At 66.8% G+C, this 17,195-nt stretch carries 16 protein-coding genes; 3 read left to right on the forward strand and 13 right to left on the reverse strand.

Annotated features, from left to right (window positions below; all coding sequences use genetic code 11):
- The first annotated feature begins 35 nt into the window (after positions 1-35).
- Genes ACFSCW_RS05775 through ACFSCW_RS05785 form a run of 3 tightly spaced genes read left to right on the forward strand, consistent with a single transcriptional unit; the run spans position 36 to position 3,368 of the window.
- A complete protein-coding gene (locus tag ACFSCW_RS05775; protein ID WP_380887801.1) occupies positions 36-1,271 on the forward strand; it encodes a DUF763 domain-containing protein in 1,236 nt (411 codons plus the stop codon).
- On the forward strand, positions 1,268-2,557 hold the full coding sequence (locus ACFSCW_RS05780; RefSeq protein WP_380887803.1) for an MFS transporter: 1,290 nt from the start codon (positions 1,268-1,270) through the stop codon (positions 2,555-2,557). The genes ACFSCW_RS05775 and ACFSCW_RS05780 overlap by 4 nt, the downstream gene beginning before the upstream one ends.
- Positions 2,558-2,579: 22 nt before the next feature.
- The gene (locus ACFSCW_RS05785; protein WP_380887805.1) at positions 2,580-3,368 is read left to right on the forward strand and encodes a DUF2189 domain-containing protein; all 789 of its coding nucleotides are present in this window, start codon (positions 2,580-2,582) and stop codon (positions 3,366-3,368) included.
- A gap of 10 nt (positions 3,369-3,378) precedes the next feature.
- Here ACFSCW_RS05785 and ACFSCW_RS05790 read toward each other — a convergent pair whose 3' ends face one another.
- The 13 genes from ACFSCW_RS05790 to ACFSCW_RS05850 form a co-directional block, all read right to left on the reverse strand.
- Positions 3,379-4,074: a c-type cytochrome gene (locus ACFSCW_RS05790; protein WP_380887807.1), complete on the reverse strand. Its 696-nt coding sequence runs from the start codon at positions 4,072-4,074 to the stop codon at positions 3,379-3,381.
- Between the two features lies 1 nt (position 4,075).
- The gene (locus tag ACFSCW_RS05795; protein WP_380887809.1) at positions 4,076-4,447 is read right to left on the reverse strand and encodes a cytochrome C oxidase subunit IV family protein; all 372 of its coding nucleotides are present in this window, start codon (positions 4,445-4,447) and stop codon (positions 4,076-4,078) included.
- Positions 4,448-4,454: 7 nt separating this feature from the next.
- On the reverse strand, positions 4,455-5,153 hold the full coding sequence (locus tag ACFSCW_RS05800; protein ID WP_380887811.1) for a heme-copper oxidase subunit III family protein: 699 nt from the start codon (positions 5,151-5,153) through the stop codon (positions 4,455-4,457).
- Positions 5,154-5,171: 18 nt separating this feature from the next.
- Positions 5,172-5,876 carry a cytochrome c oxidase subunit 3 gene (locus ACFSCW_RS05805; protein ID WP_380887813.1) on the reverse strand — a complete coding sequence of 235 codons (705 nt, stop codon included), beginning with the start codon at positions 5,874-5,876 and terminating at the stop codon, positions 5,172-5,174.
- Positions 5,873-7,612 carry a cytochrome c oxidase subunit I gene (locus tag ACFSCW_RS05810; RefSeq protein ID WP_380887815.1) on the reverse strand — a complete coding sequence of 580 codons (1,740 nt, stop codon included), beginning with the start codon at positions 7,610-7,612 and terminating at the stop codon, positions 5,873-5,875. Before ACFSCW_RS05810 ends, ACFSCW_RS05805 begins: the two co-directional genes overlap by 4 nt.
- Complete coding sequence (locus tag ACFSCW_RS05815) at positions 7,612-8,463, reverse strand: cytochrome c oxidase subunit II (RefSeq protein ID WP_380887817.1); 852 nt, start codon at positions 8,461-8,463, stop codon at positions 7,612-7,614. Before ACFSCW_RS05815 ends, ACFSCW_RS05810 begins: the two co-directional genes overlap by 1 nt.
- Before the next feature lie 133 nt (positions 8,464-8,596).
- Complete coding sequence (locus ACFSCW_RS05820; RefSeq protein WP_380887819.1) at positions 8,597-9,913, reverse strand: tannase/feruloyl esterase family alpha/beta hydrolase; 1,317 nt, start codon at positions 9,911-9,913, stop codon at positions 8,597-8,599.
- Positions 9,906-11,597 (reverse strand): glycoside hydrolase family 36 protein, encoded by a 1,692-nt coding sequence (locus tag ACFSCW_RS05825; protein ID WP_380887821.1) that lies wholly within the window; start codon positions 11,595-11,597, stop codon positions 9,906-9,908. The genes ACFSCW_RS05820 and ACFSCW_RS05825 overlap by 8 nt, the downstream gene beginning before the upstream one ends.
- Entirely contained in the window at positions 11,587-12,564 is a 978-nt protein-coding gene (locus tag ACFSCW_RS05830) for a Gfo/Idh/MocA family protein (protein ID WP_380887823.1), read from the reverse strand. The genes ACFSCW_RS05825 and ACFSCW_RS05830 overlap by 11 nt, the downstream gene beginning before the upstream one ends.
- Positions 12,561-13,589: a zinc-binding dehydrogenase gene (locus ACFSCW_RS05835; RefSeq protein ID WP_380887825.1), complete on the reverse strand. Its 1,029-nt coding sequence runs from the start codon at positions 13,587-13,589 to the stop codon at positions 12,561-12,563. The genes ACFSCW_RS05830 and ACFSCW_RS05835 overlap by 4 nt, the downstream gene beginning before the upstream one ends.
- The gene (locus ACFSCW_RS05840; protein WP_380887827.1) at positions 13,586-14,824 is read right to left on the reverse strand and encodes an MFS transporter; all 1,239 of its coding nucleotides are present in this window, start codon (positions 14,822-14,824) and stop codon (positions 13,586-13,588) included. Before ACFSCW_RS05840 ends, ACFSCW_RS05835 begins: the two co-directional genes overlap by 4 nt.
- Positions 14,821-16,134: a glycerate kinase type-2 family protein gene (locus ACFSCW_RS05845; protein ID WP_380887829.1), complete on the reverse strand. Its 1,314-nt coding sequence runs from the start codon at positions 16,132-16,134 to the stop codon at positions 14,821-14,823. Before ACFSCW_RS05845 ends, ACFSCW_RS05840 begins: the two co-directional genes overlap by 4 nt.
- A gap of 101 nt (positions 16,135-16,235) precedes the next feature.
- A complete protein-coding gene (locus tag ACFSCW_RS05850; protein ID WP_380887831.1) occupies positions 16,236-17,141 on the reverse strand; it encodes a LysR family transcriptional regulator in 906 nt (301 codons plus the stop codon).
- Positions 17,142-17,195: the final 54 nt, after the last annotated feature.

The raw sequence follows: 17,195 nt of genomic DNA on the forward strand, positions 1-17,195 counted from the left end.
ATTTACAGCCGATACATGGCTGATGAGACCGAACGATGACCAGGCGCACCGGCAGTGCCGATCTGCCGCTGCATGGCGGGCGCGTGCCGCAATGGCTGGGGCAGCGCATGTCGCGGCTGGGTGCGGTCGTCACCGAGGCGATCGTGCTCGAATATGGGCGCGACGAGTTCCTGCGCCGCATGGCCCATCCGTTCTGGTTCCAGTCGTTCGGGGCGGTGATGGGGATGGACTGGCACTCGTCCGGCATCACGACGAGCGTGCTGGGCGCGCTGAAGCGTGGTCTCGGGCCGCGTGCGTTGGAACTCGGCATCCATGTCTGTGGCGGCCGAGGAAAGCATTCGCGGGCGACGCCGTCCGAGTTGATGACGGTCGGCGAGCGGACAGGGCTGGACGGAAGCGCGCTGGCGCGGACCAGTCGGTTGGTCGCGAAAGTCGACAGCGCCGCGGTGCAGGACGGGTTCGATCTCTATCTGCACGGCTTCATCGTCGCCGATGATGGCCAGTGGGTGGTCGTTCAGCAGGGGATGAGCGATGCGCGGAAACAGGCGCGCCGCTATCACTGGCTGTCCGAAGGGCTGCAGGACTTCCTGGATTCTCCGCACGCCGCCATCGAAGGGCGCGAGCAGGGGACGATCGTCAATCTCGCCGACCGTCGCGCCGCATCGTCGCGGCAGGGCCAGCTCGATTTGCTTGCCAGCGAGGGGCCCGACCGCATTGTGGCGCGGATCGCGGGCGAACGTGAGCCGCCTGCACAGCCGTCGCTTCCGCATCTGAGCCTGCCTGATCGGCATGACGTCCGGCCAGCCGATATCGTCGAGCGCCGGCTGCACGCCACGCTCGCCGCTGCGGCGGATCAGGGGCCGAAGGATTTCGCCGAGCTGCTGCTCGTGCCAGGCGTCGGCGCGCGGACGGTGCGCGCGCTGGCGATGGTTGCCGAGGTCGTGCATGGCGCGCCGTGCCGGTTCAGCGATCCGGCGCGCTTTTCGCTCGCGCATGGCGGCAAGGACCGCCATCCTTATCCGGTGCCGACCAAAGTCTATGACCACACCATCGCCGTCATGAAATCCGCCGTGCACAAAGCGAAGCTCGGCCGTGAGGAAGAGCTGGCCGCGATCCGCCGGCTCGACCAGCAGGCGCGGCGATTGGAGGGACGCGTGGGCGGCCCGTCGGTCGAGGCTGTGCTGGCTGAGGAGCGGATGCGGTCGAACGAATATGGCGGGCGCAGCGTATTTGGGTGGGAGCCGCCGGCTGCCGGGCAGGCCAGCGCATGAGCGCCGCCGGTCCCAGCACGCGCCGCGTGCTCCTCGCCAGCCTCGTCGGCACGTCGGTCGAGTTCTACGACTTTTACATCTACGCGACCGCCACCAGCCTGGTGTTCGGACCGCTCTTCTTTCCCGCGAGCTCGCCGTCGGCGCAGTTGCTCGTGGCCTATGCGAGCTTCGGCCTGGCTTTTCTGGCGCGGCCGGTGGGCGGCATGATCTTCGGCCATTTCGGCGACCGCATCGGGCGCAAGTCGACCTTGGTCGCATCGCTGCTGCTGATGGGCCTGTCGACCGCGTTCATTGCGCTGCTGCCGGCCTATCAGTCGATCGGCTGGTGGGCGCCGTTGTTGCTCTGCCTGTTGCGGCTGGGGCAGGGGATTGGCCTGGGCGGCGAATGGAGCGGCGCGGCACTCCTGGCCGTCGAGAATGCGCCTGAAGGGTGGCGCGGGCGCTTCGGGTCGGTGCCGCAGCTCGGCGCGCCGATCGGCTTCATCGCCGCCAACGGTTTCTTCCTGTTGCTTGGTGTCTGGCTGCCGCCGGATCAGTTCGCGCGATGGGGCTGGCGGCTGCCGTTCCTGGCCAGCGTCAGCCTCGTCGCGCTGGGCCTGTGGGTGCGGCTGCGGCTGACCGAGACGCCGGATTTTCGGCAGGCGATCGAGGAGGCGCCGCCACCGGCGGTGCCGCTCGGCGAAGTGCTGCGCGCGCATCTTGCGGCGACCGTCGCAGGCACCTTCGGCGTCGTCGCCTGTTTCGCGCTTTACTATATCGCGACGGCCTTTGCGCTCGGCTACGGCACCACGGCCCTCGGCTATGCGCGCCAGCCATTCCTCGGCGCCCAGTTGATCGCGATTCTCTTCATGGCCGCCGGCATTGGGCTGTCCGGCTGGGCATCCGATCGATTCAAGCCCGCCGCGGTGCTGCTCTTCGGATGCGCGATGACGGTGTTTGCCGGCATGCTGCTGGCGCCGCTGCTCGGCAGCGGCGTGCTGGACAAGGCGTTCGCCTTCCTGAGCCTCGCCCTGTTCGCGATGGGCTTTGTCTATGGCCCGTTGGGCGCATGGCTTACCGGGCTCTTTCCCGCCCGGGTGCGCTACACGGCGACGTCGCTGGCGTTCAACGTCGGCGGGATCATCGGCGGAGGTCTCACGCCCGCGATCGCGCAGTTGCTCGCGCAGCGCGGCGGACTGTCTCTCGTCGGATTTTACCTTGTCGCGGCGGCGGTGTTGAGCGCGGTCGGCATCGTCAGCGCCGGCATTGCCCGCTCCTCCCGCGAGGAGTATGCTCGCTCTTCCTGATCCTCGGGATGGGGAGTGCGCAATGGCCATCGCTCAATCGGCCGGTTCAGTCGCCGCGCCGTCGTCGTACGAAGTCCGCAAAATCAGTAGCGCAGACGTTCGAGAGTCCCTCGCGCAAGGCTGGGACGATTTCCTGGAACACCGCGGCGATCTGATATTCGTCGGTATCCTCTATCCGCTGATCGGCCTGTTCGCGGCCGTGGTCGCGTTCCAGGGGCCATGGCTGCCCTTGTTCGTGCCGGTGGCGGCGGGCGTCAGCTTGCTCGGGCCGGTCGCGGCGATCGGCTTCTACGAGCTCGCCCGGCGACGGGAAGCGGGACTGGAATCGGACTGGTCGCACTTCTTCGACGTGGCGAAGCGGCCGGCCTGGGAGTCGATCCTGGGTGTGGCAGCCTTGCTGGTCATCATCTTCGCTTTGTGGGTGGTCGCCGCCGGCGCGCTCTACACGGTGCTGATCGGTCCCGCGCCGACATCGGTTCGCGGCTTCCTGTGGACCGTGTTCACGACGCCGCAGGGCTGGGCGCTGATCGTCGTCGGGAATCTGATCGGGCTATGCTTCGCGGCCCTGGTGCTGACGATCAGCGTGGTCTCGATGCCGTTCCTGGTCGATCACGACGTCGATGCCCGCACCGCGATCGAGACATCGGTGAAGGCCGTCATGGCCAACAAGGGCGTCATGATCATGTGGGGCCTGATCGTCGCGACACTGCTGGTGATCGGATCGATCCCGGCGTTCCTGGGGCTGGCCGTCGTGCTGCCGGTGCTGGGCTACGCGACTTGGCATCTTTACATGCACTTGGTCGTTCATTGAGAAATCCGACCTAGGGCGCCGCCGCGATCTTGGTCGCCGGCGGCGCTTCCGTTGCTGCGGGCTGAGGCGCGGGGAAGGGCGGCTTGCTCGCCCCGTTCGACGCCAGGAAGGCGATGACCTGGGCGCGCTCGCGGGGATTGCGGATGCCGCTGAACGTCATCTTGGTGCCGGGGACCGCGCGGCCGGGGCTGGTCAGGAAATGGTCGAGCTCCTGGTAGGTCCATTGCCCGCCAACCCCTTTCAGCGCCGGCGAATAGGCGAAGCCGGGATGCGAGCCGACCGGCCGCCCGACCACGCCCCAGAGATTGGGACCGATGCGGTTGGGGCCGTTCTGGCTCAAGTCGTGACAGGCCATACAGACCTGGGCGGTCCTTCGGCCTTTTTCCGGATCGGCGGAGGCTAGGAGGGTGCCGAGATCGACCGGGGCTTCGCGCGCCACTTCGGGTTCGGTGGAGACCGGGACCACCGCTTTGTCTATTTCGTGGATATATCCGATCAGTTCGGCCTGTTCCATTTTGCTGCCGCCGACGGGCCAATCGCGCTGGACGGAGGCGAGGTCGACGGGGGGTATGCCGGCCACTGCATAGCCGCGGGCTTTCGGGTAATCGGGGGCCATGACGCGGGCGGAGAACCAGCCGGCGCCGCCCATGACAGCGCAGGCCAGACCGATGCCGGCGGCGATCTTGGTTCCTTCCCACCGGTCCATGTCAGCCGCCCCCGCCCAGGAAGATGACGCGCGTCCAGAAAGTGTAGTCGGATTCGATCCACATCAGCAGGATCAGCGTGCCGAGCGCGAGCGGCGGCACCAGGATCGCATAGACGAGTGCGATCCGCTCCCACGCCATGTGCATGAAGATGGAGACGATCAATCCGGCCTTCAGCAGCATGAAAGTGATGATCAGCACCCAGCGCAGCACGCCCTGCACATGGAAGTAATCGACCGAATAGGAGAGGGCGCTCAGCACGAACAGATAACCCCAGACCTGCAGATAGACCTTGATCGGATGCTGCTGCCCGACGTCGTGGACGGCGGCGGGAGGCGGAGCGGCGTGTTCGATATGCGCGGGTGCGTGGTTCATGCCGGCCTCACCACAGGTAGAAGAAAGCGAAGATGAAGACCCAGACGAGGTCGACGAAGTGCCAGTAGAGGCCGGCGATCTCGACCGCGCTATAGTCGCCGCGCCGGTCGTAATGGCCGCGCCAGACCTTCGACGCCACGATCAGCAGCATGATCACGCCGATCGAGACGTGCAGGCCGTGGAAGCCGGTGATCATGAAGAAGCAGGAGCCGAATTGCGCCGCGCCCATCGGATTGCCCCAGGGCCGCACGCCTTCGGTGAAGATCAGCTTCGTCCACTCGAACGCCTGCATGCTGACGAACGTCGCGCCGAACAGGGCGGTTGCGACCATCAGTAAAGCGGTCGCCTTGCGGTTGCCCCGATAGCCATAGTTCACCGCCATCGCCATCGTGCCGGACGAGCTGATCAGCACGAAAGTCATGATCGCGATCAGGATCAGCGGGATGGGCTGGCCGCCGATCTCCAGCGCGAAGACTTCGCTCGGGTTCGGCCAGGGCGCAGTCACCGACGAGCGCATCGTCATGTAGGACACGAGGAAGCTCGAGAAGATGAAGGTGTCGGAGAGGAGGAAGATCCACATCATGGCCTTCCCCCAATGGACGTGGCGGAAGACTTCCTGATCGGCGCCCCAATCGCCCGCGAGCTCGCGCAGGCTTTCGGGAACGCCGCCCGGCTCTGCCTCTACGATCGTCGTGCGTTGGTCCATTGCGATCCCTCGAAAGCTTCAGGTCGACACGAACAGCCCCATCATCAGCGCCCAGACGAGCAACAGGAAATGCCAGTAGCGGGCGCAAAGCTGGACGGAGCGGGCGACCGCGGCGGGCGGCTCGCCGGCAAAGACGTGACGCGCGGTCAGCCCCCAGGCGGCGAGGCCACCCAGGATGTGCAGGCCGTGCAGCGCGGAGATCAGGTAGAAGAAGGCAAGCGCCGGATTGCCGAGGATCGTCTGCGGGAAGGGGAACGTGAAGAGCGGGTCGCCGACCTTGCACAGCCCCGCGCTGAACAGCAGCACATAGCCCCAGTCGCTGAGCTTGCGCCAAAGGATGAACTGACCGGCGAGAAAAGCGAAACCGAGCAGCCCGCCGGCGATCATGCCGCGGCGCATCGCAGGCGCGTCGCCGTGGCGCGCGGCGATGTCCGCGATCAGGAACGCGAAGCTGCTGGCGACCAGGATGCCGGTGTTGATCCAGAGCAAGGGCGGCTCGCGGAGCGTGCGCCAGTCATTGCCTTGCGAGCCCTCCGGCACGCCGTGGCCCATCCGCATCAGATAGGCCATCGTCGCCAGCGCGAAGATCATGGTGACGACGACCAGGAACAGGCCGAGACCGATGCCGCGATCCCAGGGACCGGGCCGCTCGTCGCCCGAAGCTGCGCTCGGGACGCCGGGCGTCAGCCAGGGCTTTTCGGTCAGGGCGGCGAACACGCTCATGTGGGCGCCATGCTGCCGGCTGCTCCCGGCGGCTCGTTCTGCGCGATGAAGTCGCGCGGCGCGCCGGGCACACTGTAGTCATAAGCCCAGCGATAGACGGTCGGCAGCCGCGGCCCCCAATTGCCGTGGGTCGGCGGATTATCAGGCGTCTGCCATTCCAGGCTCGCTCCGCCCCAAGGATTGGGGTCGGCCTTGGGCCCGCGGAAATAGCTCCAGATCATGTTGTAGAAGAACAGGAACTGCGCCGCGAACACCATGCCGGCGGCTATGGTGATGCCCATGTTGGCGTAGTGGACGGATGGCGGAATGAATGCCGTCTCGCCCAGCGCATAATAGCGGCGTGGGACGCCCAGGATGCCGATATAGTGCATCGGCAGGAAGATCGCGTAGGCGCCGAGGAACGTGATCCAGAAATGGGCGCGGGCGAGGCCTTCGTTCCACATCCGCCCGGTGATCTTCGGGTACCAGTGATAGATCGCGCCGAAGATGACGAGGATCGGCGACACCCCCATCACCATGTGGAAATGACCGACGACGAAGAAGGTGTCGCTGAGAGGCACGTCGACGCTGACATTGCCCAGGAACAGGCCGCTGAGGCCGCCGTGGATGAAGGTGAACAGGAAGGCGATCGCGAACAGCATCGGAACGCGCAGATGGATGTCGCCGCGCCAGAGCGTCAGCAGCCAGTTATAGACCTTGATCGCGGTCGGGATCGCGATGATCAGCGTCGAGGTCGCAAAGAAGAACCCGAAATAGGGGTTCATGCCCGACACATACATATGATGCGCCCAGACGAAGAAGCTCAGCGCGCCGATGATGACGATCGCCCAGACCATCATACGATAACCGAAGATGTTCTTGCGGGCGTGGACCGAGATGAGGTCGGAGACGATGCCGAACGCCGGCAGCGCGACGATGTAAACCTCCGGATGGCCGAAGAACCAGAACAGGTGCTGGTAGAGGATCGGCGAGCCGCCGACATGCTGGGTCGGTTTTCCCATCGAGACGATCTGCGGCACGAAGAAGCTGGTGCCCGCGACTGCGTCCAGGATCGTCATCACGGCCGCCACGAACAGCGCCGGGAAAGCGAGCAGCCCCATGATCGAGGCGGTGAAGATGCCCCAAACCGAGCAGGGCATCCGCATCAGCGTCATGCCCTTGGTGCGCGCCTGGAGGACGGTGGTGACGTAATTGAGGCCGCCCATCGTGAAAGCGACGATGAAGATGGCGAGCGACACCATCATCAGGATGATGCCCCAGTTGGAGCCTGGCGTGCCGCCGGTGATCGTCTGCGGCGGATAGAGCGTCCAGCCGCCGCCGGTCGGTCCGCCGGGCACGAAAATGCTCGACAGGAGCACGATGACCGAAAGCAGGTAGAACCAGTAGCTGAGCATATTGACGAACGGGAACACCATGTCCCGCGCACCCACCATCAGCGGGATCAGGTAATTGCCGAAGCCGCCGAGCAGCAGCGCCGTTAGCAGATACACGACCATGATCATGCCGTGCAGCGTGACGAACTGCAGGTAATTCTCCGGCTGGATGAAGTGGAAGCGGCCGGGAAAGCCCAGTTGCAGCCGCATCAGGAACGACAGCACCAGCGCGATGATGCCGACGCCGATCGCGGTGCCCGCATATTGGAGCGCGATGACCTTGTGGTCCTGGCTCCAGACATATTTGCCGACCCATGTCTTCGGATGATGCAGCGGTCTGAGATCGTCTGCGATCGTCGCCATCAGCGCGTCACTCCTTTGACCGGTGCGGCGCTCGCGAGCTGCTTCGCGCCCCCGCCCGAATCCGCCATGATCTGGCCGAACGTCGATTGCTCGCCGAGCCATTTGCGGTAGCTCGCTTCATCCTCGACCACGACGGTGCCGCGCATCTGGCTATGGCCGGTGCCGCACAGCTCTGCGCACAGGATGTCGAAATTGCCTTTCTGCGTCGGCGTCAGCCAGAAATAGGTGACGATGCCCGGCACCAGGTCCATCTTCGCGCGGAACTCCGGCACGTAGAAATCGTGCAGCACGTCCTTCGAGCGCAGCACCATCTTGACCGGCTTGCCCACGACAAGGTGCAGCTCCGAGGATTCGACGACCACGTCGTCGCGGCCATAGGGGTCCTTGGGATTGAGGCCGAAGGCGTTGTCGGCCGTGATCCGCGCCGGCTCGGCGGTGCCGAGCACGCCGTCGCGGCCGGGCAGGCGGAAGCTCCAGCGCCATTGCTCGCCATTCGCCTCCACCACCGCGGCGTCGGCGGGGACGGTCACATACTGGTTCCAGGCGAGCAGGCCGGGCGCGAGCATCCCGGCGATGCCGATCGCGGTCCAGAAGGTCAGCCGCTTTTCGAGGCGCGCATTTTCGGGCTCGTAATGGGCCTTGTTCCCCGGGCGGTGCCGGTAGCGCCAGATCGTCATCGCCATGAACAGATTGAGCGCGACGAAAGCGACCGCGCAGATCCACATGGTGACGATCAGCGCCGTGTCGATCGAATGCCAATTCGACGCAAGCGGGGTCATCCACCACGGGCTCAGCCAGTGGAACAGCAACGATCCAACGACCAGTGCCGCAATTATTACGGCCACGACCATGCTCTTCGCCCCCTGCGAGAAACGCAGACCGGAAGAGCCTGACCTGGTTCAACCGAACTGCACGGGAACCAAAGCAACTATGGGCAACATATCACGATTGTTGGCGGAGGGAAGCCGGGCCGCAAACAGGCGTTTACCGGACAGGCTTGAGCGCTGCCTGGTCGTCTTTGCCGACGGCCGTCAGGCTGTCTGGCGGCTGCCCATGCTCGACCCAGGCGACAAGCGCGGCGCGAACGTCGTAACGCGGGTCCGGGCTGCGCGCCGGGGCATCTGCCGACTGTCCGAAGTCGACGGGCCCGACGCCACCCTGGCAATGCCCCATGCCCGGGATCATGAAGAGACGATAATAATCCGGCGCAGGCTGCGCACGGTGGAAAAAATCAAGCGCCAGTCGCGGCGCGATCAACGAATCCGCCCAGCCGAAATAGGAGATGATCTTGCCGCCCTTCGCGCGGAAGCGGCGGAAATCCGGAGCGACATCGAGCGTGCCGGACCAGCGCTGCGCGGCCTGTCGCGCAGATGCCGCGTCGAAATCAGCGAGCGTCCAGCGCGGGCTGTCTTGCAGCAGATATCGAAACGCCTGCTCGGCGAATGCGATTTGTCCTGCACCGGCGCCCAGGATCCATCGCGCCCAGCCGTCGGGCTGTGCGGCGGATGTGGGCTCATAGCCAGCGTCGATGATCGTCCGAACCGCGGTGATTTCGCTTGGCGCAAGCCCCGCAGTCTCCGGCCGAAAGGAGCACAGGCGCGGATCGGTCGCGACGCCTTTTCGCACTGTGCCGGGCGCGCAGGAGGCGAGGGCCGCCTGCTGGATCGCGGGGAGCTTCGGGATCAGGCTCTGCGCGCCCAGCCCGGCCAGCGCGTGCTGCAGGCTGGCGAAGCGGTAGAGCTGCTCGGTCCACGGATTGGCGGGCGAGCCGGCGAGGATGCCGTCCCAATCGTCCGGGTAACTCTGCGCCGCCGTCAGCGCCTGCCGGCCGCCGTTGGAGCAGCCGACGAAATAGCGCCAGCGCGCGGGCCGCCCATAATAAGCGCGGATCAGGCGGTACGCGGCGTCGGAGGTGGCCTTGATCGAGGTGAAGCCATAGTCGCGGACGGCCTGCGGATTGCCCGCTGCCCAGGCCGCGCTCATGCGGTCGCCCTGGTGTCCGCTGTCGGTCATCGCCGCTGCATTGCCGCGCTGTGCCTCGACCGCGATCGTCTCCGGGAACAGGGTGCCGGCAAAGCCGCCGGTGCCGAGCTGGACATAGCGGCCGGTCCACCCGCTTTCCGGCAGGCGAAGCTCGAAACCGACCCGCGCGCCGGGCAGCGGATACGCGAAGCCGGTGACGCGGCATGTGCCTGCTTCGCTCTCAGCGGAAACGATCTCGAGTGTCGGTGAGCTTTGCGCGCTCAGCGCGGCGCAGCGATCACCGACGCTGGCCGCGGCCAGCGCGACGACGCTAAGCATCGACCCGCGACGCGAACGGTGCGAGGCCGTCCTGCGGCTCGGCCGTCAGGTTCATGACGTGCGTGAAAGACGTTCCGTCCGCGCGGCTCACCTGCTGCCGCAACACGCCGCCGCTCTTGCCGAGCTCAGGATAGGCGCAGCCGGTCACGGGATCGCGCAGCAGCTCGGCGAACAGCGCGCCGCGCTCGGACGAAAGCTCGTCGAGCTTGTCGCTGGTCATCAGCACGCCGCCGGCATAGGCGGCGAAGCGGGCGAGCGTCTCGATCTGCGCGTCGCTCAGCTCATGGAAGCGGCTGCGCAGCAGCACGCAATCGGGGTCCGCCTGCCACAGGATATTGTGGCCGTGATTGCGGGTGACCTGGTCGCGGAGCAGGCTTTCCGCCGAATATTCGCCTTTCCAGGTGACGCCGATGTCGCGCCCGATCCTCACCGCATCGACATAGCCGACCGACGCCCAGAGCGGGCAGCCGCAGCCGAGCCAGAGCGCGTCGCCGATCTCTTCGCGGATCAGCGCCGCCATCTTCCGCCAGATCGCGATGCGGCTGAGGCCCGGCTGGTGCCACACCGCGCGGTCCGGCCCGTGCTCGCTGCCGAACAGCATGAAGTCTGTCTTGAAATAGCCTGCGCCCCAGTCCTGCGCCCAGGTCCGGAACACGCGGCGAATATAGGCTTCGGCATCCGGGTGCGTGATGTCGAGGATGTAATATTCCTCGCTGCGCTTGTGCCACCGGAACTCGCCATAGAATGTCATCTGGGCGAGCGGCTCGCCGGTCTCGCGCTCCCGCACGACCCAGTCGGGATGATCGCGGAACAGCTTGCTCCTGTTGCCGACCATGAACGGCGCGATCCACAGCCCGGGCGTGAAGCCCGCGGCGCGAATGTCGGCGAGCAGCGGCTGCATCCCGCGCGGGAATTGGGGCTTCACGTCCAGCCAGTCGCCCATTTCAGGGGTGAAGCCGTCGTCGATCAGGAAGATGTCGAGTGGGACTTGCTCGCGGTCGCGGAATGTTCGCGCGGCTTCGAGGTGTTCGAGGATGTTCTCCTCGCTGATCGCGGCGTAGAGATTGTACCAACTGCACCAGCCGGTGATCCGCCGCTCCGGCACGCGGGGCCGCAGCGGGCTTTCGGCGGCGACGATCCGCGCCCAATCTCGCAGCGACTCCTCGACCGCGTCGCCGGCGAACAGGACGAGCGGTTCGAGCGTGACCGTGCCGTCGTGCGGCACCCGGTCCCAGAGCGTCTCAATGTCGATCGTCGGCTGCTCCGCCGTGCCGCCGAAGCGGAAGCGGCTCTGGAAGCGGTCGTGGCGGGTGAAGCCGAGCACCACCGCGCCGTCGCCGTCCTTCGGCAGCAGCGCCGTTGCCGCATAGCCGAGCGTCGGGGCTTTCAGCGGCGGACCGTCGCCCGCCGGCGTGCCGGGCTCGACGAAGAAGCTGCCGTCCCAGCTCTGATAGCCGTGGCGGAGATAGCGGCCGACGCTATGCACGTCGGTGAAGCGGATGCCGATGCTGTCGATCTGGCGCGCAGGGTCGAGGCCCGTCGCGCGCACCAGCAGCCGCAGCCGCTCGCCGTCCCGCTCGATGCCAAAAGCGAACTGCGACGTCGCCGGCTCGCCGTCGATCAGCGGGACGATGCCGCCGAGCCGGACGCCTCTGGCCTCGAAGGCCTGCCCGTCAAATCGCATCGGCGGTCCTCAGCTCGCGCCCTTCGTCGGCCGAGCGCACGGCGGCCAGCGCCAGCTTCAGCGTCGCCACCCCCTCCGCAAGCGGCACGCGCGGCGGCCGCTTGTCGCGGATCGCGTCGGCGAGATCGGCCAGTTGGGCGACGAACGGGTCGGTGTCGCCAGCCCAGATGCTTTCTTCCACGTCGGGCGCGGTGCGGGTGAACGCGGCATTGTTCCAGTCGGTGAAGTGCGCCGTCGCCTTCTCAGCGAACAGCGACCAGCGTTTGTCCCATTTGCCCGGCACGGCGATGTTGCTGGCGTTGAGCGTCGCGATCCGCCCGTCGTTCCAGCCGAACACGATCGCGGACACGTCCTCGACATCGTAACCGGGCACGTCGCGGTGGAAGAGGTTCGCCTTGCGCGCATAGACGGTGTCCGGCTCGCCGACGAACACCCGCACCAGGTCGATGATGTGGATGAGCTGTTCGAGGATCTGCCCACCGGACTTGGCGCGCTCGCGCCACCAGGGCGCATGCAGCGCGTTGCAGTGATAGCTGCCGGTCATGAGGCCGACCGGCCCGGTTTCCGCCACTTGCCAGCGCCGAACCGCATCGCCGTGCCGATACATGAAGCCGACCGCCGCCGTTACGCCGGAGGCAGCGCGCACCATTGCGTCGCCGGCTGCCAAATCGAGCGCGATGGGCTTCTCGACCAGCAGGTGCACGCCGGCTTGCGCGGCTCGCTTCGCTTCGCCGCCGCGCGAGAAAGGGGGGGCGGTGTCGATCATCAGATCGATGCCGGCATCGAGCATCGCGTCGAGATCGGTAAAGGGTCGTCCGCCATGCTGCGCAGTGAATGCGCCAACGCGCCCGGCATCGCGCCCGCAGACCGCGACCAGCTCCATCGTCTCCGGCAGCTTGGCGACGGAGGCCGCATGCCGCGCCGCGATGCCGCCATTACCGAGAATGCCGACCCGGAGCTTCGTCACGCGCCGAACTCCAGCACCGCCTGCAGCAATCCGGGCTCACCTCGATCGAGCCGTTCGAACAAGGCCGGCGCGTCCTCGAACGGCGCGGTATGGGTGATCAGCGGCAGCAGGTTCAGCACGCCGCGGTGCTGCAGCTCGACCGCCGTTCGCCACAGTCGCGGCTTGGACCAGCGATGGCTCGCTTCCGGCGCGACGCCCGAAATCTGCGAGCAGATGAGCTGCACGCGGTTGTGGTGGAATTCCTCACCCAGCCGCACACCCGCCAGCTCGCCCTGGAAAAAGCCCATCGCCACCACGCGGGAAGCATAGGCGACGGCGCGGATCGCCTCGCCGAGCGCCGGCGGCGCGCCGGAGACTTCGATGCAGCTATCGGCGCCGCGCCCGCCGGTCATCTCCTTGATCGCATCGGCCGCGCCTTTCGCTTCGATTGCGTGCGCCGCGCCCATCTTCAGCGCCAGCTCGCGCCGGAGCGGATCGGGATCGACGGCGATCACCTGCGCGCCGGACCGCGTTGCGGCCTGCGCGACAATCTGCCCCGGCACGCCGAGGCCGAACACCGCGACCAAATCGCCGATGCGGATGTTCGCATCGTGCACGCCGTTCAGCGCGACCGCACCGATGTGCGAGAAAATGCCGATGCGCGGGTCGGCGCCTTTGGGCATCCGCCGCTCGCGCGCATAGTCCGCGGTCGCGACGAAATGCGTGCGATGGTTCCACGTTCCGAACACGCGCGCGCCGACGGGCAGGTCCGGCACGCGGCTTTCGACGATCTCGCCGACTTCCTCATAGCCCAGGTTGCGCACCGGATAGGGCCAGCTTGGGCTCTCGGCGGGCTGGAACAGCCGCGTCCGCTCGTCGAACCGGCGGTGCATGAACGGGTTGGTGCCGCGATATTGCGACAGCTCCGTACCCGCGCTGATGCCGGAATGGAGCGTGCGGATCAGCACCTCGTTCGCGCCGGGCGAGGGCGTTTCGGACTCCTCGAACGCCAGCTCGCGCGGCGCGTTCAACACCAGCGCTTTCATGCGATCACCGTTGCGTTGGCGGCTACCGCGCGGCGGGTAGAGCCCCGCGTCGCCAGCAGGATCAGCACTGCCAGGGCATAGAGCGCGGCGAGCGAGCCCAGACCAGCCGCCATCCCGAATGTGTCGGAGGCCTTGGCCACGAACAGCGGCGCGATGCCGGCGCCGATAAAGCCGAAGGTCGTCATCATGCCCACTGCCGTCGCGCGGGCGTGTGGCGGCACCACGTCCTGCATCGCGGCATAAATGCAGCCGTCGAACAAGCCCTTGCCGAGCGTCGTCGCGATCAGCACCAAGCCGACCGCCGCGCCCGATTTCGCCCACGCCATCGGCGCCAGCATCGCGGCCGCAATCGCGAGCCCGATCGCCAGCGTGTAGAAGCGCCCGATCGGCGTCCTTTTGGCCAGTGTGTCGGCGAGCAGCCCACCCAGCGGCACCGCGATGAAGCCGGCGACGTTGATGCTGGCCGAGCCGTAGAAAGCGGAGGCCGCGAGGTTCTCGCCGAGCATGTCGTGGACGAAGGTCGGCGCCCACACCGTCACGCCATTGGCAACGCCGTTTGCGAGGAAAAACACCGCAAACAGCATCAGGGCGGGCTTGATCCGGAAGACGATGCGAAACGGCTCTTCATCGGTGCGCTCTTCGGCGGCGGTGTGGCGGATCGGCGCGTCCTTCAGCAGCCGGACGATGAACAGGCACCAGAGCAGCCCGGCGCCCGCGAAGATCAGGAACGGCATGCGCCAGCCGAAATGGTCGGCGATAATTCCCGCCAGAACCGAGCCGAGCCCGGCGCCTGCGAACACCGCGGTCTGGTGCAGCGACAGTGCGCGGCTGCGCATTTCCGGCTTGTGCCAGTCGCCGATCAGCGCGGTTGCGGTCGGATAGTAGGTGGACTCGCCGACCGCCACGACGGCGCGCAGCGCCAGCAGCATCATGAAGCCGGTCGAGAGCGGCACGATCCCGGTAGCGATGCTCCAGAAGGCGAGGCCCCAGATCACGATGCGCGTCCGCCGCGCGCTGTCGCCCAGCCGGCCGGAAAACAGCGCGGCGCCGGCATAGAACCAGAAGAACACGGCGGGCACGAGGGCGAGCTGCGTGGCGGTCAGGCCGAATTCGCTTCGGATCGACGGCATGACGGCGACGATCACCGACCGGTCGGCGGCGTTCAGGAACGAGACGACCCAAAGCAGGGCGATCAGGATCCACGGATAATGGCGCGAGGCGGTGATCGCGTTCATGGCTGCCCCTCGATCAAAACGGCGCGGAAATCGTTGACGTTGGTGCCGGTCGGCCCCGTCATCACCAGATCGCCCAGCGCCTTGAAGAACAGGTACGCGTTGTTTTCCGCCAAGTGCTTCGCCGGATCGAGCCCCAGCGCACGGGCGCGGGCGAGCGTGTCCGGGCCGACCACGGCGCCGGCAGCGTCCTCGGTGCCGTCGATGCCGTCCGTATCGCAAGCGAGCGCCCAGATGCCGGGGGCGCCGTCGAGCGCGATCGCGAGGCCGAGGGCATATTCCATGTTCCGGCCGCCGCGCCCTTTGGGGTTCACGACCGTCACAGTGGTCTCGCCGCCGGACAGAATCAGCCGCTTCTTGCCGTCGCCCGCCAGCCGGCGGGCAAGCGCGGCGTGGCTTGCCCCCAAGTGCCGCGCCTCGGCCTGCAATTGGTCGCCAAGCGATGAGACGGTGAAGCCCAGCTCCGTGCCGCGCGTGGCGACGGCGGAGAGTGCGTCGCGGGCGCGCGCGATCACGCGGATGTCTCCGCCGGCAAGGCCCAGGCTGTCGGCGGCTGGCGTCTCGTTGGCTGGGTCGGCAAGCGCGCGCGTGACCGATTTCGGAGCGTCGATCCGGTATTTGGCGATGATGTCGCGGGCCATTTGCAGGCTGGTCAGATCGGGCACCGTCGGTCCCGAGGAGACGAAGGACGGATCGTCGCCAGGCACGTCGGAAATGATCCAGGTCGTCACTTGCGCCGCCCCGGCGGCGACCGCCAGGCGCCCGCCCTTGATCCGTGACAGATGCTTGCGGACGCAGTTGATCTCGGAAATCGTGGCGCCGGAGCGGAGCAGCAGCTTGGTCGTCGCTTGCTTGTCAGCCAGGCTCAGTCCCTCGACGGGCGCCGCCAGCAGCGCGGAGCCGCCGCCCGACAGCAGCAGCAGCAGATGGTCGCCGGCGTGGAGCGAATGGGCGATCTCCAGCGCGCGCTCGGCGCCGCGCAGGCTGTTTTCGTCGGGATAGGGATGGCCGGCCTCGATCAGCTCGATGCCGGGCCAGTCCAGCCCCTCGGGCGCATGACCATAGCGAGTGACGATCAGCCCATCGACGGGCTTGCGGGCGCGCATGCGGGCGACGCGCATCATGTCGGCCGCGGCCTTGCCGACCGCCACCACCACCAGCCGGCCGTGCGCCGGCTCGGGAAGGATGCGCGGCATTGCCGACTCCGCGGAGACCGACTGCACCGCGCAATCGAACAGCGCGTGCAGCGTGGTCAGCGCCGTGTCGTTGCTCTGCACGATCGTGTCGCCAGTGGTTGCGATGAGTGCCTCCATCCTCCCGGCGGCTCTGCGGGCCGCTCGCTCATGAAGCTGAACGGGACGGCGCGTTCGGGAAAGGGTCGATTTGTGGAACGGGTTGTTGCAGATTGTGGAACCTAGTGAATGTCCCACGATAATGTTGGCCGCAGCTTCTCGACAAGGAAGTCGATCAGCGTCCGTACCCGCACGGGCACGGCCTTGGGATCGGCGAACAGCGCGAAGAAGGTCATGTCGGATGTGCTCCAGCCAGGCAGCACCTCGACCAGTCTTCCTTCCGCAAGGTCGTGCTTGCACAGGAAGGCGGGCAGATTGGCGATGCCCAGGCCCGACAGCGTCGCGTCGCGCAGGAACATCAGGTCGTTGCAGACGAGCTTGGCGGTGAACTCGACCGAAACTTCCTCGGCGTCGCGGTGGAAAGTCCAGCTATGGCGGCGGTCGACAGTCCCACTCGCGAGCAGATCGAAGCGCGGCAGCTCGACATGGTTTTGCGGCGGCCCCTTGCGCTCGACATATTCGGGCGAGGCGAAGGCGCCGCATCCGGTCGTGCCCAGCTTGATCGCGACCAGACCGGAATCGGCGAGCGGACCGACCGCGAGCGCCACGTCGAAGCCGCTCCGGAGCAGCCCGACCGCATCGTCGGTCAGCACGCTGACCAGCCGCACATCGGGATAGAGGTCGAGAAACTCCGGCAGCACCGGACAGACCAGTTCCTGGCCCAGCACATAGGGGATGGCGATCCTGACCACGCCTTGCGGATGCCGCGCCCGGCTCTGCAGCGCCCGCTCACCGTCGCGCAGCACGCCGATCGAGCGCAGGCAATGTTCGAAGAACAGGGCGCCGTCCTCGGTCACCGTCACGGCGCGCGTGCTGCGGTGGAGGAGCTGCACGCCCAGATGATCCTCCAGCCGGCTCATCCGGCGGCTGACGGTCGATTTCGGCAGACCGAGCACACGGCCGGCCTTGGTCAGGCTTTCCGTTTCCACCACTTTGGTGAAGACCATCAGATCCCCGAGATCGAGCACAAGTATTTCCCCGCAAATCGGGTGGAGTGTTCCACCCGCGACAACAGATTGTTG

This window comes from Sphingomonas tabacisoli (assembly GCF_042678385.1).
GTDB classification, from domain to species: Bacteria; Pseudomonadota; Alphaproteobacteria; order Sphingomonadales; family Sphingomonadaceae; genus Sphingomonas_B; species Sphingomonas_B tabacisoli.